Here is a 23,223-nt window from a genome sequence, read left to right on the forward strand (position 1 = left end):
GGCTTCCTCAGGCGCTTTCGCGCACCATGTCGACGTGGGGCAGGCCGGCTTCGAGGAATTCTCCGCTGGCCACCTTGAAGCCTAGCCGCTCGTAGAAGGGGATGGCATAGACCTGGGCGGTGAGCAGCTGGCGCTTGAGCTGGCGGCGCTCGGCTTCCTCGATGGCGGCGCGCATCAACTGGTCGCCGACCTTCAGCCCGCGCCAGTCCTTGAGTACCGAGACGCGGCCGATGTGGCCGTCGGGCAGCAGGCGCGCCGTGCCGATTGCGTAGTCCCCCTCGAAGGCGAGGAAGTGCACGGCTTCCGCGTCCTCGGCATCCCACTCCAGTTCCGGCGGCACCGATTGCTCGGCGATGAAGACCGCCTCGCGGATGCGTCGCAGGTCGGCATTGTCCTTCTGCCAATCGGCCAGGCGAACCCTGATCTTGTTACTCATCGGCAAACTCCAAACTGCCCTGTTTGACCAATTCTGCCAACAGCTTACGCCCATCCTCGTCGCCCAGCCATTGGCCGAGGTTGTCGCTGTGCAGGGCGTCCGCCGAGCACACCAGCTTGAGCAGCGGCTCCATGGCCTTGGGCAGCACCACGCTCTGGCCGCTGGAGAACAGCAGCAGGCCGACGTCCACTTCGCTCCAGGCCAGGCGCGCGCTGGGGTTGCGCACCAGCACGGCGCCGTCTTCCAGGGCCTGCCGCAGGTCCGTGTCGTCGATCTCCTCGCCGGTCACCAGTTCCGGGTAGCGCGGCTCGGTCATGAACTGGCCGAACCAGGTGAGCAGCAGGCGCTCGTCGCTCATGTGCTCCTGCAGCAGGTTCTTCAGGCGGTCGAGGGCGTCGCGCTGGATCTTGTGCTGGTCCTCGCCGCTCTGCACGGCGGCCATGCCGGCGTCGCTGTAGCGCTCCTCGTCGGAGAGGAACTGGGCGAGGAAGTCGGTGAAGTGGGTCAGCACCTCGGCGGCGCTGGGGGCGCGGAAGCCGACCGAGTAGGTCATGCACTCGTCCTCGGCGATGCCGTAGTGGGCCAGGCGCGGCGGCAGGTAGAGCATGTCGCCGGGTTCCAGCACCCATTCGTCGCTCTGCTGGAAGTCGGCGAGGATACGCAGGTCGGCGTGCTGCAGCATCGGGCTGTCGGCGTCGCACAGCTGGCCGACCTTCCAGCGACGGCGGCCGTGGCCCTGCAGCAGGAACACGTCGTAGTTGTCGAAATGCGGGCCGACACCGCCGCCGGGAGCGGCGTAGCTGATCATCACGTCGTCGATGCGCCAACTGGGCAGGAACTTGAAGTGCTCCAGCAGGCCGGCGACTTCCGGCACGAACTGGTCGACGGCCTGCACCAGCAGGGTCCAGTCGCGCTCGGGCAGTTCCTTGTAGGTGTCCTCGCTGAAGGGGCCGCGGCGCATTTCCCAGGGGGTGTTGCCGTGTTCGAGGACGATGCGCGACTCGACGCTGTCCTCCAGGGACAGGCCGGCCAGCTCGTCGGCCTCCAGCGGGCTTTCGAAACCGGGGATGGCCTGGCGCACCAGCAGGGGTTTCTTCTGCCAGTGGTCGCGGAGGAATTCATCGGCGCTGATGCCGCCCAGGAGCTGAAGAGGAATAGCAGGATTCATATGTAAGTCCTTGAAACAAAAACGCCCGGCACAGCCGGGCGTGCAAATGTTCAGCGCATGTCAGATGCGCTTGGCCTGGGCGGCGGCGTTGCCGATGTAGTTCGCCGGAGTCAGCTTCTTCAGCTCGGCCTTGGCTTCGGCGGGCATGTCGAGGCCTTCGATGAACACCTGCAGGGCCTCGGCGCTGATGCCTTTGCCGCGGGTCAGCTCCTTGAGCTTCTCGTAGGGGTTCTCGATGCCGTAGCGGCGCATCACGGTCTGTACCGGCTCGGCCAGGACTTCCCAGCAGGCGTCCAGGTCGTCGGCGATGCGCGCGGCGTTCAGCTCCAGCTTGCCGATGCCCTTGAGGCTGGCTTCATAGGCGATGACGCTGTGGGCGAAACCGACGCCGAGGTTGCGCAGCACGGTGGAGTCGGTCAGGTCGCGCTGCCAGCGGGAGATCGGCAGCTTGCTGGCCAGGTGCTGGAAGATCGCGTTGGCGATGCCCAGGTTACCTTCGGAGTTCTCGAAGTCGATCGGGTTGACCTTGTGCGGCATGGTCGAGGAGCCGATCTCGCCGGCCACGGTCTTCTGCTTGAAGTAGCCCAGGGAGATGTAGCCCCAGACGTCGCGGTCGAAGTCGATGAGGATGGTGTTGAAGCGGGCGATGGCGTCGAACAGCTCGGCGATGTAGTCGTGCGGCTCGATCTGGGTGGTGTAGGGGTTCCAGGCCAGGCCCAGGTCATGGACGATGAACTCGCGGGCGTTGGCTTCCCAGTCCACCTGCGGGTAGGCCGACAGGTGGGCGTTGTAGTTGCCCACGGCGCCGTTGATCTTGCCCAGCAGCTCGACTTCGGCGACCTGCTTGATCTGCCGCTCCAGGCGGTAGACCACGTTGGCCAGTTCCTTGCCCAGGGTGGTCGGCGAGGCCGGCTGGCCGTGGGTGCGCGAGAGCATGGGGACGTCGGCGAACCTGACCGCCAGCTCGCGGATCGACTCGGCGATCTGGCGCATCAGCGGCAGCAGCACCTGGTCGCGGCCTTCGCGCAGCATCAGGGCGTGGGACAGGTTGTTGATGTCCTCGCTGGTGCAGGCGAAGTGGATGAACTCGCTGACCTTGGCCAGCTCCGGCAGCTTGGCCGCCTGTTCCTTGAGCAGGTACTCCACGGCTTTCACGTCGTGGTTGGTGGTGCGCTCGATTTCCTTGATGCGCTCGGCGTGCTCCAGCTGGAAGTCCTCGGCCAGCTTGTCGAGCAGGGCGTTGGCTTCGCCGGAGAAGGGCGCCACCTCGGGGATGCCGGCGTGCGCCGCGAGGCGCTGCAGCCAGCGGACCTCAACCAGGACGCGGAAACGGATCAGGCCGTATTCGCTGAAGATCGGACGCAGGGCGCTGGTCTTGCTGCCGTAACGGCCGTCGACGGGGGAAACCGCGGTGAGGGAGGAAAGCTGCATGGGGCGTTCTCGTGGCTGTCGGTCAACGAAAAGGGCGCACATCATACACGAAAGGGCGCGCCGTCGCCCGTACTTGCTGCCATGTGGAAGGCGCCCGGGCGGGCGCCCCGGGCCGGTCAGTCGGCGCCGCGCAGGATCGGGCGCAACTCGTTGAGCAGCTTGCGCCGGCCGAACACCATTTGCCAGCGGTTGCCGCCCAGTTGCCGCCACAGGCGCGCCGAGCGGATGCCGGCCAGCAGCAGGGCGCGGATGCGCGCGGCGTTGGCGTTGATCTGCAGGTAGCGCATGTCGCCGTGCACCTGGATGCGCTGGCGGAAGGTGCTCAGGGTGTCCTGGTAGAGGCCGGCGCAGGAGGCGATGACGTTCTCGTGGACCAGGCCGAAGTGCTGCACCTGCTGCTGCACCTGGTCCAGGCGCGAGCCGATCAGGTCGAGCATGTCGTCGCGCTTGGCCAACTGGCGCTCCAGGCCGATCAGCGACAGCGCATAGCGCAGCGGTTCGCGCTGCAGGCTGTTGGGATCGCGCTCCAGGGCGCTGGCCAGGGCGCGGAAGCCCTCGCGCAGGTTGTGGATGTCGCCGCCGAACACGTCCAGGGTGGTCTTCGGCTCGCGCACCAGCAGGCTGCCGAGCATGCAGCCCAGCGGGGCTTCGGGAATCTGCCCGGTGCGGGCCAGGCGGTCCACCAGGGCGGCGGCTTCGAAGACGCCGGCGAGGGCGATCAGTTGGTCGCGCAACTCGCTCATGCACGCTCCTTCGCGTAGGCCGGTTCGGCCGATTCGATCACACCACCGCCCAGGCACACCTCGCCGTCGTAGAACACCACGGACTGGCCCGGGGTGACGGCGCGCTGCGGCTGGTCGAACACTGCGCGGTAGCCGGCGGCGGTGCGCTCCAGGACGCAGTCCTGGTCGGCCTGGCGGTAGCGCACCTTGGCGCGCAGGGCGCGCGGCTCGGGCAACTCCAGCGGGTTCACCCAGAAGATGTTCGAGGCGTGCAAGGCGCGGGAGAACAGCCAGGGGTGGTCGTTGCCCTGGCCGACGATCAGCACGTTGCGCGCCAGGTCCTTCTCCAGCACGTACCAGGGGCTGTCGTCGGCGTTCTTCATGCCGCCGATGCCCAGGCCCTGGCGCTGGCCGATGGTGTGGTACATGAGCCCGGCGTGGCGGCCGATGACGGTGCCGTCGGTGGTCTCGATGTCGCCCGGCTGGGCCGGCAGGTACTGCTTGAGGAAGTCGCTGAAGCGGCGTTCGCCGATGAAGCAGATGCCGGTGGAGTCCTTCTTCTTCGCCGTGGCCAGGCCGTATTTCTCGGCGATGGCGCGCACTTCCGGCTTCTCCAGCTCGCCGACCGGGAACAGCGTCCTGGCGATCTGTTCGCCGCCCACGGCGTGGAGGAAGTAGCTCTGGTCCTTGTTCGGGTCCAGGCCCTTGAGCAGTTCGGTGCGGCCGTCGATGTCGCGGCGGCGCACGTAGTGGCCGGTGGCGATCAGGTCGGCGCCCAGGGCCAGGGCGTAGTCGAGGAAGGCTTTGAACTTGATCTCGCGGTTGCACAGGATGTCCGGGTTCGGCGTGCGCCCGGCCTTGTATTCGGCGAGGAAGTACTCGAAGACGTTGTCCCAGTACTCGGCGGCGAAGTTGGCGGTGTGCAACTTGATGCCGATGCGGTCGCAGACGGCCTGGGCATCGGCCAGGTCGGTCATGGCGGTGCAGTATTCGGTGCCGTCGTCCTCTTCCCAGTTCTTCATGAACAGGCCTTCCACCTCATAGCCCTGCTCCTTGAGCAGGAGGGCGGAAACCGAGGAATCCACGCCGCCGGACATGCCGACGATGACGCGGCCCTTGCCGGGCTGGACGGGGGAGGTAGTGCTGGAATCGGACATGGCGGGCTATCGCAGGCGTCGGTGCAAAAGCGGGATTCTATCAGGCCGGGTTCGGCACGGGCAGTTCGGCGTCGCGGATCAGCGCCAGGGGGAAGCGTCCGCCGGCCAGGTAGTCGTCGATGCAGCGCGCTACCAGATGGCTGCGCCAGCTGTCCCGGCAGGCTTCCAGCTCCTCGCGGGTCAGCCAGCGCGGGCCGATGATGCCGTCGTCCAGCGGCAGCTCCGGGCGATGCCGCAGCGGCCGGGCGGCGAAGCACACGCGCTGGTAGGTCACGCCGTTGCTGGGCGCGGTGTAGAGGTAGATGCCGGTGACCGCGGTCAGCTCGACTTCCCAGCCGGTTTCTTCGAGGGTTTCGCGTACGGCTGCCTGCAGCAGGCTCTCGTCGGCCTCCAAGTGGCCGGCGGGCTGGTTCAGCACGGTCTTGCCGTGGGAGGTTTCCTCTACCAGCAGGAAGCGGCCCTGGTCTTCGACGATGGTTGCGACTGTGATATGCGGTTGCCAGCGCATGGGTGGTCCTCCGGGGGAAATGGGCATGATAACCCTGGAAGGTGGGGACGGTGTTGGGTGGAGGCGCAGCCCCGAAAAGCAAAAACCCCGGCACCAGGCCGGGGTTTTCGTCGGTCACGCTAGCCTTCGATTCAGTTCAGCGAGTCGATGGCGGCGTTGAAGGTGGCGCTGGGGCGCATCACCTGGCTGGTTTTCTCCGGGTTGGAGCGGTAGTAGCCACCGATGTCCACGGCCTTGCCCTGGGCGCCGTTCAGTTCGGCGATGATGGCCGCTTCCTGTTCGGTCAGAGTCTTGGCCAGCGGGGTGAAGTGGGCTTTCAGCTCGGCGTCTTCGTTCTGCGCGGCCAGGGCCTGGGCCCAGTACAGCGCCAGGTAGAAGTGGCTGCCGCGGTTGTCGATCTCGCCGACCTTGCGCGCCGGGGACTTGTTGTTGTCCAGCAGCTTGCCGGTGGCCTCGTCGAGGGTCTTGCCCAGGACCTTGGCCTTGGCGTTGCCGGTCTTGATGCCTTCTTCTTCCAGGGATACGGCCAGGGCCAGGAACTCGCCCAGGGAATCCCAGCGCAGGTAGTTCTCTTCCACCAGTTGCTGCACGTGCTTCGGAGCCGAGCCGCCGGCGCCGGTCTCGTACATGCCGCCGCCGGCCATCAGCGGAACGATGGACAGCATCTTGGCCGAGGTGCCCAGCTCCATGATCGGGAACAGGTCGGTCAGGTAGTCGCGCAGGACGTTGCCGGTCACCGAGATGGTGTCCTGGCCGCGGATCATGCGCTCCATACTGGTGCGGATGGCTTCGTTGTAGCCCTTGATGCTGATGTCCAGGCCGGTCAGGTCGTGGTCCTTCAGGTACAGCTCGACCTTCTTGCGCAGCTCGTTGTCGTGGGCGCGCTCCGGGTCCAGCCAGAAGATGGCCGGGGTGTTGGACTGGCGGGCGCGGGTGACGGCCAGCTTGACCCAGTCGCGGATCGGGGCGTCCTTGGTCTGGCAGGCGCGCCAGATGTCGCCGGCTTCGACTTCGTGCTGCATCAGCACCTTGCCGTCTTCGTCGACCACGCGCATGGTGCCGTCGGCTTCCATCTCGAAGGTCTTGTCGTGGGAGCCGTATTCCTCGGCCTTCTGCGCCATCAGGCCGACGTTCGGCACGCTGCCCATGGTGGTCGGGTCGAAGGCGCCGTTGGTCTTGCAGAAGTTGATCATCTCCTGGTAGATGCGGGCGTAGGTGCTCTCCGGCATCACCGCCTTGGTGTCCTTCTGCTTGCCGTCCTTGCCCCACATCTGACCCGAGTTGCGGATCATCGCCGGCATCGAGGCGTCGACGATCACGTCGCTGGGGATGTGCAGGTTGGTGATGCCCTTGACCGAGTCGACCATCGCCATTTCCGGACGGTGGCTGTACACCTCGTGGATGTCGTGGAGGATCTCTTCCTGCTGCGAGGCCGGCAGCGACTTGATCTTGTCATAGACGCTGGAGATGCCGTTGTTCGGGTTCACGCCCAGCTCGTCGAACAGTTGGCCCCACTTGTCGAACACGTCCTTGTAGTAGACGGTGACGGCGTGGCCGAAGACGATCGGGTGGGAGATCTTCATCATGGTCGCCTTGACGTGCAGGGACCACATGACGCCGGTTTCCTTGCAGTCCTGCAGGGTCTTCTCGAAGAAGGCGCGCAGTTTGTTGCAGCTCATGAACATGCTGTCGAGGACTTCGCCTTCCTGCATCTTCAGGGTTTTCTTCAGCTCGACCTTGCCGTCCTTGCCGACGAACTCGAGGCGGACTTCACCGGCCTTGGGGATGGTGACCGACTGCTCGCTGGAGAAGAAGTCGCCGCCACGCATGTAGTCGGCGTGGGAGCGCGAGGCCATGCTCCACTTGCCCATGCTGTGCGGGTGCTTGCGGGCGTAGGCCTTGACCGCGGCGGGGGCGCGGCGGTCGGAGTTGCCTTCGCGCAGGACCGGGTTCACGGCGCTGCCCAGGACCTTGGCGTAGCGGGCGCGGGTGTCTTTCTCTGCGTCGGTCTGCGGGTCTTCCGGGAAGTCCGGGACGGCGTAGCCCAGGGCCTGCAGCTCGGCGATGGCGCCCTTGAGCTGGGGTACCGAGGCGCTGATGTTCGGCAGCTTGATGATGTTGGCGTCGGGTGCGGTGGCCAGCTTGGCGAGGTAGGCCAGGTCGTCTTCGATGGCCTTGTCGCCGAGCTTGTCGGTGAAGGCGGCGAGGATGCGTCCTGCAAGAGAGATGTCGCGGGTTTCGACGTCAATGTCGGCGGAGGCGGCGAACGCCTTGACGATCGGGAGGAGCGAGTAGGTGGCGAGGGCGGGTGCTTCGTCGGTGAAGGTGTAGGTGATCTTCGAGCGGTTGGACATCTACTATGACTCTCTTCTTTGCTGGGCGCGCACAGAGTCTCGATACGCCTTGGTGGGCGCTTTCGTCCGACACGGCAAGGTGCCGGCATTCGAGAATTGCCGCGGGGATATAGGGGCGCCAGTAGAGCGTTGTACGACCGCGTCAGGGTGGCGACGTGGCCGTTGCGAGGGGAGGGGTCTGGTCCCAGACGGCTCGGACCTCGATGACTGTGAAGTCACGGCGCGCAGTATACCACTCTCGCGGCGGGGTGACGCACCCGCGGCTTTTAGACTAAGGCATAAGATTGTGGTTAGGGGCCGGCAACTGGGCTACCCTCAGGAACCCGGGCCTGTTCCCGTCACGCCGCGACGAAGCGGGGCTGGTCCCTGAGGTTCAACCACAGCACGGAGTTCAGCATGGGATACCAGAAGATCCAGGTGCCGGCCGCAGGTGAGCGCATCACCGTCAATGCCGACAATTCCCTGAAGGTACCGAACAACCCGATCATTCCCTACATCGAAGGCGACGGCATCGGCGTGGACATCAGTCCGGTCATGATCGACGTCGTCGATGCGGCAGTGGAAAAGGCCTACAGCGGACAGCGCAAGATCGCCTGGATGGAGGTCTATGCCGGCGAGAAGGCCACCCAGGTCTACGACCAGGACACCTGGCTGCCCGAAGAGACCCTGGAAGCCGTGCGTGACTACGTGGTGTCCATCAAGGGCCCGCTGACCACCCCCGTCGGCGGCGGCATCCGCTCCCTCAACGTGGCCCTGCGCCAGCAGCTCGACCTCTACGTCTGCCTGCGCCCGGTGCGCTGGTTCGAGGGCGTGCCCAGCCCGGTGAAGAAGCCCGGCGACGTGGACATGGTGATCTTCCGCGAGAACTCCGAGGACATCTACGCCGGCGTCGAGTGGAAGGCCGGTTCGCCCGAAGCCGAGAAGGTCATCAAGTTCCTCACCGAGGAGATGGGCGTCAAGAAGATCCGCTTCACCGAGAACTGCGGCATCGGCATCAAGCCGGTCTCCCGCGACGGCACCAGGCGCCTGGTGCGCAAGGCCCTGCAGTACGCCGTGGACAACGACCGCAGCTCGGTCACCCTGGTGCACAAGGGCAACATCATGAAATTCACCGAGGGCGCCTTCAAGGACTGGGGCTACGAGCTGGCCCGCGAGGAGTTCGGCGCCGAGCTGCTGGACGGCGGCCCCTGGATGCAGTTCAAGAACCCGGTGACCGGCAAGAACATCGTGGTCAAGGACGTGATCGCCGATGCCATGCTGCAGCAGATCCTGTTGCGCCCGGCCGAATACGACGTGATCGCCACCCTGAACCTGAACGGCGACTACCTCTCCGACGCCCTGGCGGCAGAAGTGGGCGGCATCGGCATCGCCCCGGGGGCCAACCTGTCGGATTCGGTGGCCATGTTCGAGGCGACCCACGGCACCGCGCCCAAGTACGCCGGGCAGGACAAGGTCAACCCCGGCTCGCTGATCCTCTCCGCCGAGATGATGCTGCGCCACATGGGCTGGACCGAGGCGGCCGACCTGATCATCAAGGGGATGAACGGCGCCATCGCGGCCAAGACCGTGACCTACGACTTCGAGCGGCTGATGGACGGCGCCAAGCTGGTGTCCTGCTCGGAGTTCGGCGAGGCCATGATCGCCAGGATGTAACGGGCGTGAGACAACGAAAAAAGGCCGGTTCCCACCGGCCTTTCTTCATCGCTTCGCCGGAAATGGCGGGGCAGGGGGAATCAGGCTTCTGCGGTGACGCTCTGCACCTCGCTGCTGGGGCTGGCCTGGGCGGCGCTGGCCGGCGCGCCGGCGCCGATCGGCTGGATGTTCACCGCATGCAGACCCTTCGGACCTTGCAGGATCTCGAAGCTGACCGGCTGGCCGGCCTTGAGCGTCTTGTAGCCATCCATCTGGATTGCCGAGTAATGAGCGAACAGGTCCTCATCTCGGCCGTCGGCCAGGATGAATCCATAGCCCTTGGCGTTGTTGAACCACTTGACCTTACCGCTGAGCATGCTGATATCCCTCTGCAAAGGACTCCATCGCTGGAGTATCATCCACTACGATTCCGCTCCAGCCCCAGAGGTTCCAGGGCCGCAGAACGCCTGATACCCGCTGTGGGGTATCCTTTGTTTGTAACACCGTTTTGGGGTTAGTCAAGGCGCTCTCGTCCGCGCCTGAGATTCAGGTCAAACTCCACTCAGGCCTTTAATTCCCACGTTGCGAACCCATTTATTCCAGCATGCATGCAAGTAGCCAGATTCGACTAACATTCAATCAGGACCGTCCCGATCCCCTCGAGGAAGAGGGGGCCGGGCTCGCGGTCGAAGAATCCAAGCCGGCCCTGAAACCTCCGCCGATGTACAGGGTCATCATGTTCAACGATGACTACACGCCGATGGATTTCGTGGTAGAGGTACTGGAGCTGTACTTCAACATGAACCGGGAACAGGCGACCAAGGTCATGTTGACCGTACATACTCAAGGTAAGGCGGTCTGCGGCACGTTCACCCGTGACATCGCCGAGACCAAGGCCATGCAGGTCAATCAGTATGCGAGGGAGAGCCAGCATCCACTGTTGTGTGAGATTGAGAAAGAAAGCTGATGCGGATGTTTGGAGCGAGGTGAAGCCATGTTGAATCGAGAGCTCGAAGTCACCCTCAATCTCGCCTTCAAGGAAGCGCGGGCAAAACGGCATGAGTTCATGACCGTCGAGCACCTGCTGCTGGCGCTCCTGGACAACGAGGCGGCGGCCACAGTGCTGCGCGCCTGCGGGGCGAACCTGGACAAGCTGCGTCGTGATCTGCAGGAATTCATCGATTCCACCACGCCGCTGATCCCGCAGCACGACGAGGACCGCGAGACCCAGCCGACCCTGGGCTTCCAGCGCGTGCTGCAGCGCGCGGTGTTTCACGTGCAGAGCTCCGGCAAGCGCGAAGTGACCGGCGCCAACGTGCTGGTGGCCATCTTCAGCGAGCAGGAGAGCCAGGCGGTGTTCCTGCTCAAGCAGCAGAGCGTCGCCCGCATAGACGTGGTGAACTACATCGCCCACGGCATCTCCAAGGTGCCGGGCCATGCCGAGCACCCGGAAAGCGACCAGGAAATGCAGGACGAGGAGGGTGGCGAGTCCTCCACCTCCAGCCACCCGCTGGACGCCTACGCCAGCAACCTCAACGACCTGGCCCGCCAGGGCCGCATCGACCCGCTGGTCGGTCGCGAGGCCGAGGTGGAGCGCGTGGCGCAGATTCTCGCCCGGCGGCGCAAGAACAACCCGCTGCTGGTGGGCGAGGCCGGCGTCGGCAAGACCGCCATCGCCGAAGGCCTGGCCAAGCGCATCGTCGACGGCCAGGTGCCGGACCTGCTGGCCGACAGCGTGGTCTACTCCCTGGACCTGGGCGCGCTGCTGGCCGGCACCAAGTACCGCGGCGACTTCGAGAAGCGCTTCAAGGCGCTGCTCAATGAATTGCGCAAGCGCCCGCATGCGGTGTTGTTCATCGACGAAATCCACACCATCATCGGCGCCGGTGCGGCGTCCGGCGGGGTGATGGACGCGTCCAACCTGCTCAAGCCGCTGCTGTCCTCGGGCGAGATCCGCTGCATCGGCTCGACCACCTTCCAGGAATTCCGCGGCATCTTCGAGAAGGACCGGGCCCTGGCGCGGCGCTTCCAGAAGGTCGACGTCACCGAGCCGTCGGTGGAAGACACCGTGGGCATCCTCAAGGGCCTGAAGCCGCGCTTCGAGCAGCACCACCACATCGAGTACAGCGACGAGGCCCTGCGCGCCGCCGCCGAACTGGCCGCACGCTACATCAATGACCGGCACATGCCGGACAAGGCCATCGACGTCATCGACGAAGCCGGCGCCTACCAGCGCCTGCAGCCGGAAGAGAAGCGCGTGAAGCGCATCGAGGTGGCCCAGGTCGAGGACATAGTGGCGAAGATCGCGCGGATTCCGCCCAAGCACGTCACCAGCTCGGACAAGGAGCTGCTGCGCAACCTCGAGCGCGACCTCAAGCTGACGGTGTTCGGCCAGGATGCGGCCATCGAGTCGCTGTCCACCGCCATCAAGCTGTCCCGCGCGGGTCTGAAGTCGCCGGACAAGCCGGTCGGCTCCTTCCTCTTCGCCGGCCCCACCGGGGTGGGCAAGACCGAGGTCGCCCGCCAGCTGGCCAAGGCGATGGGCGTGGAGCTGGTGCGCTTCGACATGTCCGAGTACATGGAGCGGCATACCGTGTCGCGGCTGATCGGCGCCCCGCCGGGCTATGTCGGCTTCGACCAGGGCGGCCTGCTCACCGAGGCCATCACCAAGACGCCGCACTGCGTGCTGCTGCTGGACGAGATCGAGAAGGCCCACCCGGAAGTCTTCAACCTGCTGCTGCAGGTGATGGACCACGGCACCCTGACCGACAACAACGGGCGCAAGGCGGATTTCCGCAACGTCATCGTCATCATGACCACCAACGCCGGCGCGGAAACCGCGGCGCGGGCCTCCATCGGCTTCAGCCAGCAGGACCACACCAGCGATGCCATGGAAGTGATCAAGAAGAGCTTCACGCCGGAGTTCCGCAACCGCCTGGATACCATCATCCAGTTCGGCCGACTCAGCCACGAGACGATCAAGAGCGTGGTCGACAAGTTCCTCACCGAGCTGCAGGCGCAGCTGGAGGACAAGCGCGTCCAGCTCGAGGTCAGCGACGCGGCGCGCAACTGGCTGGCGGAGAAAGGCTACGACCCGCAGATGGGCGCTCGCCCGATGGCGCGGCTGATCCAGGACAAGATCAAGCGGCCGCTGGCCGAGCAGATCCTGTTCGGCGAACTGGCCGAGCACGGCGGCGTGGCGCACATCGACCTGAAGGACGGCGAGCTGGTCTTCGAGTACGAGGTGGTCACCGCGGAGCCGGCCTGACGGTCGGCCTTGCGGCAGAAACGCAAACGCCCGGCAATGCCGGGCGTTTTGCTATTCGTCCGGGCCGTGGCCCGGATTCACCTTGCGCTCAACGGGCGCGGTAGGTGATGCGACCCTTGCTCAGGTCGTAGGGAGTCAGTTCGACGCGAACCTTGTCGCCGGTCAGGATGCGGATGTAGTTCTTGCGCATCTTGCCGGAGATGTGCGCGGTAACGACGTGCCCGTTCTCCAACTCCACGCGGAACATGGTGTTGGGCAGGGTGTCGACGACAGTGCCTTCCATTTCGAAGCTGTCTTCTTTCGACATGCAGTAGAGCCCTCGGTGTCTATGAATGGCCTGGGTGGCCTGAAAAAAGGCGAGTATTGTGCCTGAAATCCATGTCGTACGCCAGAAGCGGAGCGCTTGCTTCAGCTGAGCGCCACCCAGCGCTGGTTGACGAAGAGTTCGATCGGCCGGTACTGGGTCTTGTAGTTCATCTTCCGGCAGTTCTTGATCCAGTAGCCGAGGTACACCGCGTACAGGCCCAGGCGCTCGGTTTCGGCGATCTGCCAGAGGATCGCGTAGCGCCCCAGGCTGCGGCGTTCCTCGTCGGGGTCGTAGAAGGTGTAGACCGCCGACAGGCCGTTGGGCAGCACGTCGGTGACCGCCACGGCGAGCAGGCGGCCCTGCAGGCGGAACTCGTAGAAGCAGCTGAACGGCAGATCGCGCACCAGGAAGGTGCTGAACTGGTCGCGGCTGGGTGGATACATGTCGCCGTCGGCGTGGCGCTGCTCGATGTAGCGCATGTACAGCGCGTAGTACTCCTCGGTGAAGGCCGGGCGGCGCTTGAGCACCTTGAGATCGGTGTTGCGCTTGATGATGCGCTTCTGCTGGCGGTTGGGCTGGAAGCCCGCGGCGGGGATGCGCGCCGGGATGCAGGCGGTGCAGTGCTGGCAGTGCGGGCGATAGAGGTGCTCGCCGCTGCGACGGAAACCGACTTCCGACAACGAGGCGTACAGCTGCGCGTCCATGGGCTGGCTGGGATCGAGGAACAGGGTGGTGGCCTGCTCCTCGGGCAGATAGCTGCATGGATGCGGCTGCGTCGCGTAGAACTTCAGTCGGGCCAGTTCGGTCATGGTCAACCCCCGCGATAACCCTCTGGCAAGTTTATGCCAGTCCGCGCGAGTCCGCTTGCGAACGCCAGTCGCAGAGCGGCGTTTCGTCGAGATGACGGCGCAGGTGGCTGGCGAAATCGGCACGGCTGATGGCGCGGGCGCCGAAGCTGTGCAGGTGCTGGGTGGGCATCTGGCAGTCGATCAATACGAACCCGGCGGCGCGCAGATGTTGCGCCAGGGTGACGAATGCCACCTTGGAGGCGTTGTCGGCGCGGCTGAACATGGATTCGCCGAAGAACAGCCGGCCCATGGCCAGGCCGTAGAGGCCGCCGACCAATTCGTCGCCGTCCCAGCTTTCCACCGAGTGGGCGATGCCCATGCGGTGCAGTTGGCGGTAGGCGTCCTGCATCGGCTGGGTGATCCAGGTGCCGTCGGCATAGTCGCGCGGCGCGGCGCAGGCGGCGATGACCTGGTCGAAGGCCGTGTCGAAGGTCACCCGGTAGCGGCCCTGGCGCAGGCACTTGGCCAGGCTGCGGGAAACGTGCAGTTCGTCGGGGAAGAGCACGGTGCGCGGGTCCGGCGACCACCAGAGGATCGGCTGGTCGTCCTGGTACCAGGGGAAGCAGCCATGGCGGTAGGCGGCCACCAGGCGGCGCGGGTCGAGGTCGCCGCCGGCCGCGAGCAGGCCGTTGGGCTCATGCAGGGCCTGTTCGAGGGGCGGGAAGTCGAAATTGCTGCGGGAAAGCCAACTGAGCATGGCGGGGTAGGGGAGGGCGGGCCCTCCCCGGGCCTGTCAGTGACTGTCGTCGAGGTATTTCTCGGCGTCCAGCGCGGCCATGCAGCCGGCGCCGGCCGAGGTGATGGCCTGGCGGTAGACGTGGTCGGCCACGTCGCCCGCGGCGAACACGCCGGGGATGCTGGTGGCGGTGGCATTGCCTTCGCCGCCGCCCTTGACCACCAGGTAGCCGTCACGCATTTCCAGCTGGCCGGTGAACAGGTCGGTGTTGGGCTTGTGGCCGATGGCGATGAACACGCCGGCCAGGTCCAGCTGGCGGGTCTCGCCGCTGTCCACGTCCTTCAGGCGCACGCCGATCACACCCATGTCGTCGCCCAGGACCTCGTCCAGGGTGGTGTTCCAGTGCAGGCGCACGTTGCCGTTTTTGGCCTTCTCGAACAGCTTGTCCTGGAGGATCTTCTCTGAGCGCAGCTTGTCGCGGCGGTGGATCAGGTGCACTTCCTTGGCGATGTTGGCCAGGTACAGCGCTTCCTCGACCGCGGTGTTGCCGCCGCCGACCACGCAGACCACCTGGTTGCGGTAGAAGAAACCGTCGCAGGTGGCGCAGGCGGAAACGCCCTTGCCCATGAAGGCCTCTTCCGAGCTCATGCCCAGGTATTGTGCGGAGGCGCCAGTGGCGATGATCAGCGCGTCGCAACTGTAGGTGCCGCTGTCACCCTTGAGGATGAAGGGCTTCTGCTGCAACTCGGCGGTGTGGATGTGGTCGTAGACGATCTCGGTATCGAAACGCTTGGCGTGCTGCTCCATGCGCTCCATCAGGGCGGGACCGGTCAGGCCCTCGACGTCGCCCGGCCAGTTGTCGACCTCGGTGGTGGTGGTGAGCTGGCCGCCGGGCTGGATGCCGGTGATGACAACAGGCTTGAGGTTGGCCCGCGCGGCGTACACGGCAGCGGTGTAACCCGCCGGGCCGGAGCCCAGGACGATCAGGCGCGAATGCTTGACTTCACTCATAAAAAGACTCCATAAGCCTTTGTCACGTAAGAGAATGCATGCTCCAATTGAGCAGCCGTGAAACCTTGGTGGGCTATGCTACACCGAACCTGGAAAAGGCGGCAAAAGGCGCCGCGGCGGGCCCTGTGGCATCGAGCGGCCAAAGCCGTACAATAGGCCCGTTTTGTCGCCAGATGACTCTCGGACGCGCCCAGTGCGCAGGAATAGACGCGTTTTGAAGGACTCGACCACCGCTAGCCACGCCGCAGCCTGGCGTCAGCAATTGCACATTCGCCTGAAGGAAGGGGCCCTGATCGCGCTCGGCGCGCTCTGCCTTTACCTGTGGATGGCGCTGCTCACCTACGATTCGTCCGATCCGGGCTGGAGCCATTCCAGCCACGTCGAGCAGGTGCAGAATGCCGCTGGTCGCCTGGGGGCCCTGAGCGCCGACATCCTCTTCGTCGCGCTGGGGTACTTCGCCTACCTGTTCCCGCTGCTGCTGGGGGTCAAGACCTGGCAGATCTTCCGCAAGCGCCACATGGCCTGGGAGTTCAGCGGCTGGCTGTTCTCCTGGCGGCTGATCGGCCTGGTGTTCCTGATCCTCTCCGGTTCGGCGCTGGCCTACATCCATTTCCACATCGGCGGCGGCCACCTGCCGGCCTCCGCCGGTGGCGCCGTGGGCGAAAGCCTCGGCCAGCTGGCGTTGAACGCCCTCAACGTGCAGGGCAGCACCCTGCTGTTCATCGCCCTGTTCCTGTTCGGCCTGACGGTGTTCGCCGACCTGTCCTGGTTCCAGGTGATGGACGTCACCGGGAAGATCACCCTCGACCTCTTCGAACTGATCCAGAACGCCTTCAACCGCTGGTTGAGCGCGCGCAGCGAGCGCAAGCAACTGGTCGCGCAACTGCGCGAGGTGGACGAGCGCGTCGCCGAGGTGGCCGCGCCCGTGGTGCCCGACCGCCGCGAGCAGGCCAAGGTCAAGGAACGCCTGATCGAGCGCGAGGAGGCCCTGGTCAAGAGCGTGCAGGAGCGCGAGAAGCGCCCGGCGCCGAAGATCGACGCGCCGCCGCCGCCCAAGCCGGTCGAGCCCAGCAAGCGCGTGCTCAAGGAAAAACAGGCGCCGCTGTTCGTCGATACCGCCGTCGAAGGCACCTTGCCGCCGCTGTCGATCCTCGACCCGGCCGGCGAGAAGAAGCGCAGCTACTCCCCCGAATCCCTGGAGGCCATGTCGCGCCTGCTGGAGATCAAGCTCAAGGAGTTCGGCGTCGAGGTGGTGGTCGAGTCGGTCCATCCGGGCCCGGTGATCACCCGCTTCGAGATCCAGCCGGCGGCCGGCGTCAAGGTCAGCCGCATCTCCAACCTGGCCAAGGACCTGGCGCGTTCGCTGGCGGTGATCAGCGTGCGGGTGGTCGAGGTGATCCCCGGCAAGACCACCGTGGGCATCGAGATCCCCAACGAAGACCGGCAGATGGTGCGCTTCTCCGAAGTGCTGATGACCCCGGAATACGACGAGCACAAGTCCACCGTGCCGCTGGCCCTGGGCCATGACATCGGCGGCAACCCGGTCATCACCGACCTGGCGCGCATGCCGCACCTGCTGGTGGCCGGTACCACCGGCTCGGGTAAGTCGGTGGGGGTGAACGCCATGCTCCTGTCGATCCTGTTCAAGTCCACGCCGGCGGACGCGCGGCTGATCATGATCGACCCGAAGATGCTCGAACTGTCGATCTACGAGGGCATCCCGCACCTGCTCTGCCCGGTGGTCACCGACATGAAGGAGGCGGCCAACGCCCTGCGCTGGAGCGTCGCCGAGATGGAGCGGCGCTACAAGCTGATGGCCGCCATGGGCGTGCGCAACCTGGCCGGCTTCAACCGCAAGGTGAAGGACGCCGAGGAAGCCGGCGCGCCGCTGACCGACCCGCTGTACCGCCGCGAGAGCATGGAAGACGAGGCGCCGCTGCTGCAGACGCTGCCGACCATCGTCGTGGTGGTCGACGAATTCGCCGACATGATGATGATCGTCGGCAAGAAGGTCGAGGAGCTGATCGCCCGTATCGCGCAGAAGGCGCGGGCCGCGGGCATCCACCTGATCCTCGCCACCCAGCGCCCCTCGGTGGACGTGATCACCGGCCTGATCAAGGCCAACATCCCCACGCGCATCGCCTTCCAGGTGTCGAGCAAGATCGACTCGCGGACCATCCTCGACCAGGGCGGCGCCGAACAGCTGCTCGGCCACGGCGACATGCTCTACCTGCCGCCGGGCACCGGCCTGCCGATCCGCGTGCATGGCGCTTTCGTCTCCGACGAGGAAGTGCACCGCGTGGTCGAGGCCTGGAAGCTGCGTGGCGCGCCCGACTACATCGAAGACATCCTCGCCGGTGCCGATGAAGGCGGTGGTGGCGGCTTCGACGGTGGCGGCGGCGGTGGTGGCGAAGGCGGCGAGGGCAGCGAGGACGACCCGCTGTACGACGAGGCCGTGCGCTTTGTCACCGAGAGCCGCCGCGCCTCCATCTCCGCGGTGCAGCGCAAGCTGAAGATCGGCTACAACCGCGCCGCGCGCATGATCGAGGCGATGGAAATGGCCGGTGTGGTCACCCCGATGAATTCCAACGGCTCGCGCGAAGTGGTCGCGCCGGCTCCCATCCGCGACTGATCGAGGATTTCCATGCGACTGATCCGCATGCTCGTGCTTGCAGCGCTGGCCGTCGCCGGCGTCCAGGCCCACGCCGACGACGCCGCCACCCAGCGCCTGAGCGCGATGCTGAGCAAGGCCCAGACACTGAGCGCGCGCTTCTCCCAGCTGACCTTGGACGGCAGCGGCACCCGCCTGCAGGAAACCGCCGGCAACCTGGCGCTCAAGCGCCCGGGCCTGTTCCGCTGGCACACCGACGCGCCCCAGGAGCAACTGCTGATCTCCAACGGCGAGAAGATCTGGCTGTACGACCCGGACCTGCAGCAGGTGACCATCCAGAAGCTCGACCAGCGCCTGACCCAGACCCCGGCGCTGCTGCTCTCCGGCGACATCTCGAAGATCCACGAGAGCTTCGACATCACCAGCAAGGACGGCGGCAACGTGGTCGACTTCATCCTCAAGCCGAAGGACAAGGACACCCTGTTCGACAACCTGCGGATTTCCTTCCGCAACGGGGTGGTCAACGACATGCAACTGATCGACAGCGTCGGCCAGCGCACCAATATCCTGTTCTTCGACGTGAAGATGAACCAGCCGGTGGACGCCAAGCAGTTTGTGTTCGAAGCGCCCAAGGGCGTCGACGTCATCCAGGAGTGAAGGGCCGCCGCCTGGCGCGGCGCCCGTGAGGTAGCAGCGTGGACCTGTTCCGTTCCGAACCCGTAGCCCAGCCCCTGGCCGCGCGCCTGCGCGCCGCCAGCCTGGACGAATACGTCGGCCAGGAGCACCTGCTCGCCCGCGGCAAGCCGCTGCGCGAGGCCCTGGAGCAGGGCGCGCTGCACTCGATGATCTTCTGGGGCCCGCCGGGCGTGGGCAAGACCACCCTGGCCAAGCTGCTGGCGCAGGTCTCCGACGCCCACTTCGAGACCATCTCCGCGGTGCTCTCGGGGGTGAAGGAAATCCGCCAGTCGGTGGAGATGGCCAAGCAGCAGGCCGCGCAGTACGGCCGCCGCACCATCCTCTTCGTCGACGAGGTGCACCGCTTCAACAAGAGCCAGCAGGACGCCTTCCTGCCCTACGTCGAAGACGGCACCCTGATCTTCATCGGCGCCACCACCGAGAACCCCTCGTTCGAGCTGAACAACGCGCTGCTCTCGCGGGCCCGCGTCTACGTGCTGAAAAGCCTGGACGAAGCCGCCCTGCGCAAGCTGGTGCAGCGCGCCCTGAGCGAGGAAAAGGGCCTGGGCAAGCGCCACCTGAGCCTGCCGGAGGAGAGCTTCGCCATCCTCATGGCCGCTGCCGACGGTGATGGCCGGCGCCTGCTCAACCTGCTGGAGAACGCCTCCGACCTGGCCGAGGACGGCGGCGAGATCAGCGCCGAACTGCTGCAGAACCTGCTGGGCGACAGCCGCCGGCGCTTCGACAAGGGCGGCGAGGCCTTCTACGACCAGATCAGCGCGCTGCACAAGTCGGTGCGCGGTTCCAGTCCCGACGGCGCGCTCTACTGGTACGCACGCATGCTCGACGGCGGCTGCGACCCGCTCTACATCGCCCGCCGCGTGGTGCGCATGGCCAGCGAGGACATCGGCAACGCCGACCCCCGCGCGCTGACCCTGTGCCTGCATGCCTGGGACGTGCAGGAGCGCCTGGGCAGCCCCGAAGGCGAGCTGGCCATCGCCCAGGCCATCGTCTACCTGGCCTGCGCGCCGAAGAGCAACGCCGTCTACAACGCCTACAACACGGCGCGCCGCGACGTGGCCGAGAACGGCTCGCTGGAAGTGCCGCTGCACCTGCGCAACGCGCCGACCAAACTGATGAAGAACCTCGGCTACGGCGAGGAGTATCGTTATGCCCATGACGAGCCCGACGCCTATGCCGCCGGGGAAGACTACTTCCCCGAACAGCTCGAACCGCGCCAGTATTACCAGCCCGTGCCCCGCGGCCTGGAACTGAAGATCGGCGAGAAGCTCAAGCACCTGGCGGCCCTGGACCGGGCCAGCCCGAGAAAACGCAGAAAATCCTGAGCGGCGCCCGCACGCCGCCGACACTAGACACGAGAACAGACCATGCTCGATTCCAAACTGGTACGCACCCAGCCGCAGGAAGTGGCCGACCGCCTCGCCGCCCGCGGTTTCACCCTGGACGTGGCGCGCATCGAAGCGCTGGAGAACCAGCGCAAGGCCGTGCAGACCCGCACCGAAACCCTGCAGGCCGAGCGCAACGCGCGCTCCAAGGCGATCGGCCAGGCCATGAAGCGTGGCGAGGACGTCGAGCCGCTCAAGGCCGAGGTCAACCGCATGGCCGACGAGCTGGAAGCCGGCAAGCGCGAGTTGGATGCGATCCAGGCCGAGCTGGACGCCCTGCTGCTGACCATCCCCAACCTGCCCCATGAGTCGGTGCCGGTCGGCGCGGACGAGGACGACAACCTGGAAGTGCGTCGCTGGGGCACCCCGCGCAGCTTCGATTTCGAGATCAAGGACCACGTCGCCCTCGGCGAGCAGCACGGCTGGCTGGACTTCGAGACCGCCGCGCGGCTGTCCGGCGCCCGCTTCGCCCTGATGCGCGGCCCGATCGCCCGCCTGCATCGCGCCCTGGCGCAGTTCATGATCGACCTGCACACCCGCGAGCACGGCTACGAGGAGGCCTACACCCCGTACCTGGTGCAGGCGCCGGCGCTGCAGGGCACCGGCCAGCTGCCGAAGTTCGAGGAGGACCTGTTCAAGATCGGCCGCGACGGCGAAGCCGACCTGTACCTGATCCCCACCGCCGAAGTCTCGCTGACCAACATCGTCGCCGGGCAGATCCTCGACGCCAAGGAGCTGCCGCTGAAGTTCGTTGCTCACACCCCGTGCTTCCGCAGCGAAGCCGGCGCCTCGGGCCGCGACACCCGCGGGATGATCCGCCAGCACCAGTTCGACAAGGTCGAGATGGTGCAGATCGTCGAGCCGACGAAGTCCTGGGAAGCCCTGGAAAGCCTGGTCGGCAACGCCGAGAAGGTGCTGCAGGCCCTGGAGCTGCCGTACCGCGTGCTGGCCCTGTGCACCGGCGACATGGGCTTCAGCGCGGCCAAGACCTACGACCTGGAAGTCTGGGTGCCGAGCCAGGACAAGTACCGCGAGATTTCCTCCTGCTCCAACTGCGGCGACTTCCAGGCCCGCCGCATGCAGGCGCGCTTCCGCAACCCGGAAACCGGCAAGCCGGAACTGCTGCACACCCTCAACGGCTCCGGCCTGGCGGTGGGCCGCACTCTGGTTGCCGTGCTGGAAAACTACCAGCAGGCCGACGGCAGCATCCGCGTACCCGAGGTGCTCAAGCCCTACATGGGCGGCATCGAGGTGATCGGCTGAGATGGATGCGCTGCCGCTGTTCCACGTCCTGCGCGGGCGTCGCGCACTTCTGGTCGGCGGCGGTGAAGTCGCCCTGCGCAAGGCGCGCCTGCTCGACAGTGCCGGCGCCGTGCTGCGCGTGGTCGCGCCGCAGGTCCACAGCGAGTTGCGCGAGCTGGTGGAGCAGGGCGGTGGCGAACTGCTGGAACGCCGCTACGCCGAGGCTGACCTCGGCGACTGCGTGCTGGTCATCGCCGCCACCGACGACGAGCCGCTGAACGCCCAGGTGTCCCGCGATGCCCACGCCCGCGGTGTGCCGGTCAACGTAGTGGATGCGCCGGCGCTGTGCAGTGTGATCTTTCCCGCCATCGTCGACCGTTCGCCCCTGCTGCTGGCTGTCTCCAGCGGCGGTGACGCGCCGGTGCTGGCGCGCCTGCTGCGGGCCAAGCTGGAAACCTGGATTCCCGCCACCTACGGCCAACTGGCCGGGCTGGCCAGCCGCTTCCGCGAAGCGGTCAAGCAGCGCCTGCCGGACCTGCAGCAGCGCCGCCAGTTCTGGGAGGAAGTGTTCCAGGGCCCGGTGGCCGAACGCATGCTCGCCGGGCAGCCGGCGGAAGCCGAGCGCCTGTTGGCCGACAAGCTGGAAAACGGCCAGGCCGAGGCCCGCGGCGAGGTCTACCTGGTCGGCGCCGGCCCGGGCGACCCGGACCTGCTGACCTTCCGCGCCCTGCGCCTGATGCAGCAGGCCGACGTGGTGCTCTACGACCGCCTGGTGGCCCCGGCCATCCTCGAGCTGTGCCGCCGCGACGCCGACCGCCTGTATGTCGGCAAGCGCCGCGCCGACCATGCCGTGCCGCAGGACGAGATCAACCGCAAACTGGTCGAGCTGGCCAAACAGGGCAAGCGCGTGCTGCGCCTGAAGGGCGGCGATCCGTTCATTTTCGGCCGTGGCGGCGAGGAGATCGACGAACTGGCGGCCAACGGCATTCCCTTCCAGGTGGTGCCGGGCATCACCGCGGCCAGCGGCTGCGCGGCCTACGCCGGCATTCCGCTGACCCACCGTGACTATGCGCAGTCGGTGCGCTTCGTCACCGGCCACCTGAAGGACGGCAGCACCGACCTGCCGTGGAACGACCTGGTGGCGCCGGGCCAGACCCTGGTGTTCTACATGGGCCTGGTGGGCCTGCCGGTAATCTGCGAGGAACTGGTGCGCCACGGCCGCTCCGCCGACACCCCCGCAGCGCTGATCCAGCAGGGCACCACCGAACATCAGCGTGTGTTCACCGGCACCCTGGCCAACCTGCCGCAACTGGTCGCCGAGCACGAAGTGCACGCGCCGACGTTGGTCATCGTCGGCGAAGTGGTCACCCTGCGCGACAAGCTAGCCTGGTTCGAAGGCCAGCCATGAAGGTCTGGCATGCGGCGATGGCCTGGGGTGCGGCTTGCGCCCTGGCTGCCGCCGCCTTGCCGGCCGGCGCCGCCAGCTTCGACTGCAAGAAGGCCCGCCACGCCGACGAAAAAGCCATCTGCGCCGACCGCCAGCTGTCCGAACTGGACGTGCAGATGGCCACCACCTACCGCCTGCTCAGCGGCCTGTTCGCCATGGGCATGCGCGGCAACATGGGCGATGCCCAACTCGCCTGGCTGGACCAGCGCCGCGCCTGCGGCCGCGACAAGGCCTGCCTGAAGCAGCGCTACCAGGAACGCCTGGACGCCCTGCAGAAGATCTACGACGGCATCGACAAGCCGCTCTGAGCCCCGCTTTGTTCAC

Annotated in this window: 21 protein-coding genes; 9 read left to right on the forward strand and 12 right to left on the reverse strand. The window is 66.2% G+C overall.

What is annotated here, in order from left to right; genetic code table 11:
- Positions 1–7: 7 nt before the first annotated feature.
- The 7 genes from M8R19_RS28885 to M8R19_RS28915 form a co-directional block, all read right to left on the reverse strand.
- Positions 8–436 carry a GNAT family N-acetyltransferase gene (locus M8R19_RS28885; protein WP_009623246.1) on the reverse strand — a complete coding sequence of 143 codons (429 nt, stop codon included), beginning with the start codon at positions 434–436 and terminating at the stop codon, positions 8–10.
- Positions 429–1,604 carry a ribosomal protein uL16 3-hydroxylase gene (locus M8R19_RS28890; RefSeq protein WP_249919625.1) on the reverse strand — a complete coding sequence of 392 codons (1,176 nt, stop codon included), beginning with the start codon at positions 1,602–1,604 and terminating at the stop codon, positions 429–431. Before M8R19_RS28890 ends, M8R19_RS28885 begins: the two co-directional genes overlap by 8 nt.
- A gap of 60 nt (positions 1,605–1,664) precedes the next feature.
- Positions 1,665–3,035, reverse strand: a complete 1,371-nt coding sequence (purB, locus tag M8R19_RS28895; protein ID WP_116424013.1) for an adenylosuccinate lyase — start codon at positions 3,033–3,035, stop codon at positions 1,665–1,667.
- Positions 3,036–3,151: 116 nt separating this feature from the next.
- Positions 3,152–3,778 (reverse strand): high frequency lysogenization protein HflD, encoded by a 627-nt coding sequence (hflD, locus tag M8R19_RS28900; protein WP_074980665.1) that lies wholly within the window; start codon positions 3,776–3,778, stop codon positions 3,152–3,154.
- Positions 3,775–4,914 (reverse strand): tRNA 2-thiouridine(34) synthase MnmA, encoded by a 1,140-nt coding sequence (mnmA, locus tag M8R19_RS28905; protein ID WP_074980664.1) that lies wholly within the window; start codon positions 4,912–4,914, stop codon positions 3,775–3,777. Before mnmA ends, hflD begins: the two co-directional genes overlap by 4 nt.
- Before the next feature lie 40 nt (positions 4,915–4,954).
- Positions 4,955–5,422, reverse strand: coding sequence for an NUDIX hydrolase (locus M8R19_RS28910; RefSeq protein ID WP_249919626.1), 468 nt, complete (start codon positions 5,420–5,422; stop codon positions 4,955–4,957).
- A 131-nt stretch (positions 5,423–5,553) separates the two neighbouring features.
- The gene (locus tag M8R19_RS28915; RefSeq protein ID WP_074980662.1) at positions 5,554–7,776 is read right to left on the reverse strand and encodes an NADP-dependent isocitrate dehydrogenase; all 2,223 of its coding nucleotides are present in this window, start codon (positions 7,774–7,776) and stop codon (positions 5,554–5,556) included.
- A 396-nt stretch (positions 7,777–8,172) separates the two neighbouring features.
- On the opposite strand from M8R19_RS28915, the gene icd reads away from it, so the two are divergent.
- The gene (gene icd, locus M8R19_RS28920) at positions 8,173–9,429 is read left to right on the forward strand and encodes an NADP-dependent isocitrate dehydrogenase (protein ID WP_009623236.1); all 1,257 of its coding nucleotides are present in this window, start codon (positions 8,173–8,175) and stop codon (positions 9,427–9,429) included.
- 80 nt (positions 9,430–9,509) lie between these two features.
- Here icd and cspD read toward each other — a convergent pair whose 3' ends face one another.
- Positions 9,510–9,785 carry a cold shock domain-containing protein CspD gene (gene cspD, locus M8R19_RS28925; protein ID WP_043318293.1) on the reverse strand — a complete coding sequence of 92 codons (276 nt, stop codon included), beginning with the start codon at positions 9,783–9,785 and terminating at the stop codon, positions 9,510–9,512.
- Between the two features lie 227 nt (positions 9,786–10,012).
- Here cspD and clpS point away from each other — a divergent pair, with 227 nt between their 5' ends.
- Positions 10,013–10,375, forward strand: a complete 363-nt coding sequence (clpS, locus tag M8R19_RS28930) for an ATP-dependent Clp protease adapter ClpS (protein WP_024128657.1) — start codon at positions 10,013–10,015, stop codon at positions 10,373–10,375.
- Positions 10,376–10,402: 27 nt separating this feature from the next.
- Positions 10,403–12,676 carry an ATP-dependent Clp protease ATP-binding subunit ClpA gene (gene clpA / locus M8R19_RS28935; protein WP_249919627.1) on the forward strand — a complete coding sequence of 758 codons (2,274 nt, stop codon included), beginning with the start codon at positions 10,403–10,405 and terminating at the stop codon, positions 12,674–12,676.
- A gap of 88 nt (positions 12,677–12,764) precedes the next feature.
- Here clpA and infA read toward each other — a convergent pair whose 3' ends face one another.
- The 4 genes from infA to trxB form a co-directional block, all read right to left on the reverse strand.
- The gene (gene infA / locus M8R19_RS28940; protein ID WP_002553999.1) at positions 12,765–12,983 is read right to left on the reverse strand and encodes a translation initiation factor IF-1; all 219 of its coding nucleotides are present in this window, start codon (positions 12,981–12,983) and stop codon (positions 12,765–12,767) included.
- Between the two features lie 101 nt (positions 12,984–13,084).
- Entirely contained in the window at positions 13,085–13,792 is a 708-nt protein-coding gene (locus M8R19_RS28945) for an arginyltransferase (protein ID WP_074980660.1), read from the reverse strand.
- Between the two features lie 31 nt (positions 13,793–13,823).
- Entirely contained in the window at positions 13,824–14,528 is a 705-nt protein-coding gene (gene aat, locus M8R19_RS28950; RefSeq protein ID WP_116424010.1) for a leucyl/phenylalanyl-tRNA--protein transferase, read from the reverse strand.
- 36 nt (positions 14,529–14,564) lie between these two features.
- A complete protein-coding gene (trxB, locus tag M8R19_RS28955; protein ID WP_116424009.1) occupies positions 14,565–15,518 on the reverse strand; it encodes a thioredoxin-disulfide reductase in 954 nt (317 codons plus the stop codon).
- 193 nt (positions 15,519–15,711) lie between these two features.
- Here trxB and ftsK point away from each other — a divergent pair, with 193 nt between their 5' ends.
- The 6 genes from ftsK to M8R19_RS28985 are packed head-to-tail and all read left to right on the forward strand — an operon-like array spanning position 15,712 to position 23,207.
- Complete coding sequence (gene ftsK, locus M8R19_RS28960) at positions 15,712–18,150, forward strand: DNA translocase FtsK (RefSeq protein ID WP_249919628.1); 2,439 nt, start codon at positions 15,712–15,714, stop codon at positions 18,148–18,150.
- A gap of 12 nt (positions 18,151–18,162) precedes the next feature.
- Positions 18,163–18,786: an outer membrane lipoprotein periplasmic chaperone LolA gene (gene lolA, locus M8R19_RS28965; RefSeq protein WP_009623215.1), complete on the forward strand. Its 624-nt coding sequence runs from the start codon at positions 18,163–18,165 to the stop codon at positions 18,784–18,786.
- Positions 18,787–18,824: 38 nt separating this feature from the next.
- The gene (locus M8R19_RS28970; protein ID WP_249919629.1) at positions 18,825–20,150 is read left to right on the forward strand and encodes a replication-associated recombination protein A; all 1,326 of its coding nucleotides are present in this window, start codon (positions 18,825–18,827) and stop codon (positions 20,148–20,150) included.
- Between the two features lie 42 nt (positions 20,151–20,192).
- Entirely contained in the window at positions 20,193–21,473 is a 1,281-nt protein-coding gene (serS, locus tag M8R19_RS28975) for a serine--tRNA ligase (protein ID WP_249919630.1), read from the forward strand.
- A gap of 1 nt (position 21,474) precedes the next feature.
- On the forward strand, positions 21,475–22,860 hold the full coding sequence (gene cysG / locus M8R19_RS28980) for a siroheme synthase CysG (RefSeq protein WP_074980654.1): 1,386 nt from the start codon (positions 21,475–21,477) through the stop codon (positions 22,858–22,860).
- A gap of 17 nt (positions 22,861–22,877) precedes the next feature.
- Positions 22,878–23,207 carry a lysozyme inhibitor LprI family protein gene (locus M8R19_RS28985; protein WP_043318304.1) on the forward strand — a complete coding sequence of 110 codons (330 nt, stop codon included), beginning with the start codon at positions 22,878–22,880 and terminating at the stop codon, positions 23,205–23,207.
- Positions 23,208–23,223: the final 16 nt, after the last annotated feature.

It is taken from the genome of Pseudomonas sp. R3.Fl (assembly GCF_023516765.1).
Taxonomy (GTDB): Bacteria; Pseudomonadota; Gammaproteobacteria; order Pseudomonadales; family Pseudomonadaceae; genus Pseudomonas; species Pseudomonas citronellolis.

Excerpts from the sequence above, each read along its gene's own strand:
- clpA (WP_249919627.1), top strand. The coding sequence starts at position 10,403 with ATGTTGAATCGAGAGCTCGAAGTCACCCTCAATCTCGCCTTCAAGGAA.
- M8R19_RS28885 (WP_009623246.1), bottom strand. The coding sequence starts at position 436 with ATGAGTAACAAGATCAGGGTTCGCCTGGCCGATTGGCAGAAGGACAAT.
- M8R19_RS28945 (WP_074980660.1), bottom strand. The coding sequence starts at position 13,792 with ATGACCGAACTGGCCCGACTGAAGTTCTACGCGACGCAGCCGCATCCA.
- trxB (WP_116424009.1), bottom strand. The coding sequence starts at position 15,518 with ATGAGTGAAGTCAAGCATTCGCGCCTGATCGTCCTGGGCTCCGGCCCG.
- serS (WP_249919630.1), top strand. The coding sequence starts at position 20,193 with ATGCTCGATTCCAAACTGGTACGCACCCAGCCGCAGGAAGTGGCCGAC.
- lolA (WP_009623215.1), top strand. The coding sequence starts at position 18,163 with ATGCGACTGATCCGCATGCTCGTGCTTGCAGCGCTGGCCGTCGCCGGC.
- purB (WP_116424013.1), bottom strand. The coding sequence starts at position 3,035 with ATGCAGCTTTCCTCCCTCACCGCGGTTTCCCCCGTCGACGGCCGTTAC.
- M8R19_RS28915 (WP_074980662.1), bottom strand. The coding sequence starts at position 7,776 with ATGTCCAACCGCTCGAAGATCACCTACACCTTCACCGACGAAGCACCC.
- infA (WP_002553999.1), bottom strand. The coding sequence starts at position 12,983 with ATGTCGAAAGAAGACAGCTTCGAAATGGAAGGCACTGTCGTCGACACC.
- icd (WP_009623236.1), top strand. The coding sequence starts at position 8,173 with ATGGGATACCAGAAGATCCAGGTGCCGGCCGCAGGTGAGCGCATCACC.
- mnmA (WP_074980664.1), bottom strand. The coding sequence starts at position 4,914 with ATGTCCGATTCCAGCACTACCTCCCCCGTCCAGCCCGGCAAGGGCCGC.
- cysG (WP_074980654.1), top strand. The coding sequence starts at position 21,475 with ATGGATGCGCTGCCGCTGTTCCACGTCCTGCGCGGGCGTCGCGCACTT.
- M8R19_RS28890 (WP_249919625.1), bottom strand. The coding sequence starts at position 1,604 with ATGAATCCTGCTATTCCTCTTCAGCTCCTGGGCGGCATCAGCGCCGAT.
- cspD (WP_043318293.1), bottom strand. The coding sequence starts at position 9,785 with ATGCTCAGCGGTAAGGTCAAGTGGTTCAACAACGCCAAGGGCTATGGA.
- hflD (WP_074980665.1), bottom strand. The coding sequence starts at position 3,778 with ATGAGCGAGTTGCGCGACCAACTGATCGCCCTCGCCGGCGTCTTCGAA.
- M8R19_RS28985 (WP_043318304.1), top strand. The coding sequence starts at position 22,878 with ATGGCCTGGGGTGCGGCTTGCGCCCTGGCTGCCGCCGCCTTGCCGGCC.
- aat (WP_116424010.1), bottom strand. The coding sequence starts at position 14,528 with ATGCTCAGTTGGCTTTCCCGCAGCAATTTCGACTTCCCGCCCCTCGAA.
- clpS (WP_024128657.1), top strand. The coding sequence starts at position 10,013 with ATGCATGCAAGTAGCCAGATTCGACTAACATTCAATCAGGACCGTCCC.
- M8R19_RS28910 (WP_249919626.1), bottom strand. The coding sequence starts at position 5,422 with ATGCGCTGGCAACCGCATATCACAGTCGCAACCATCGTCGAAGACCAG.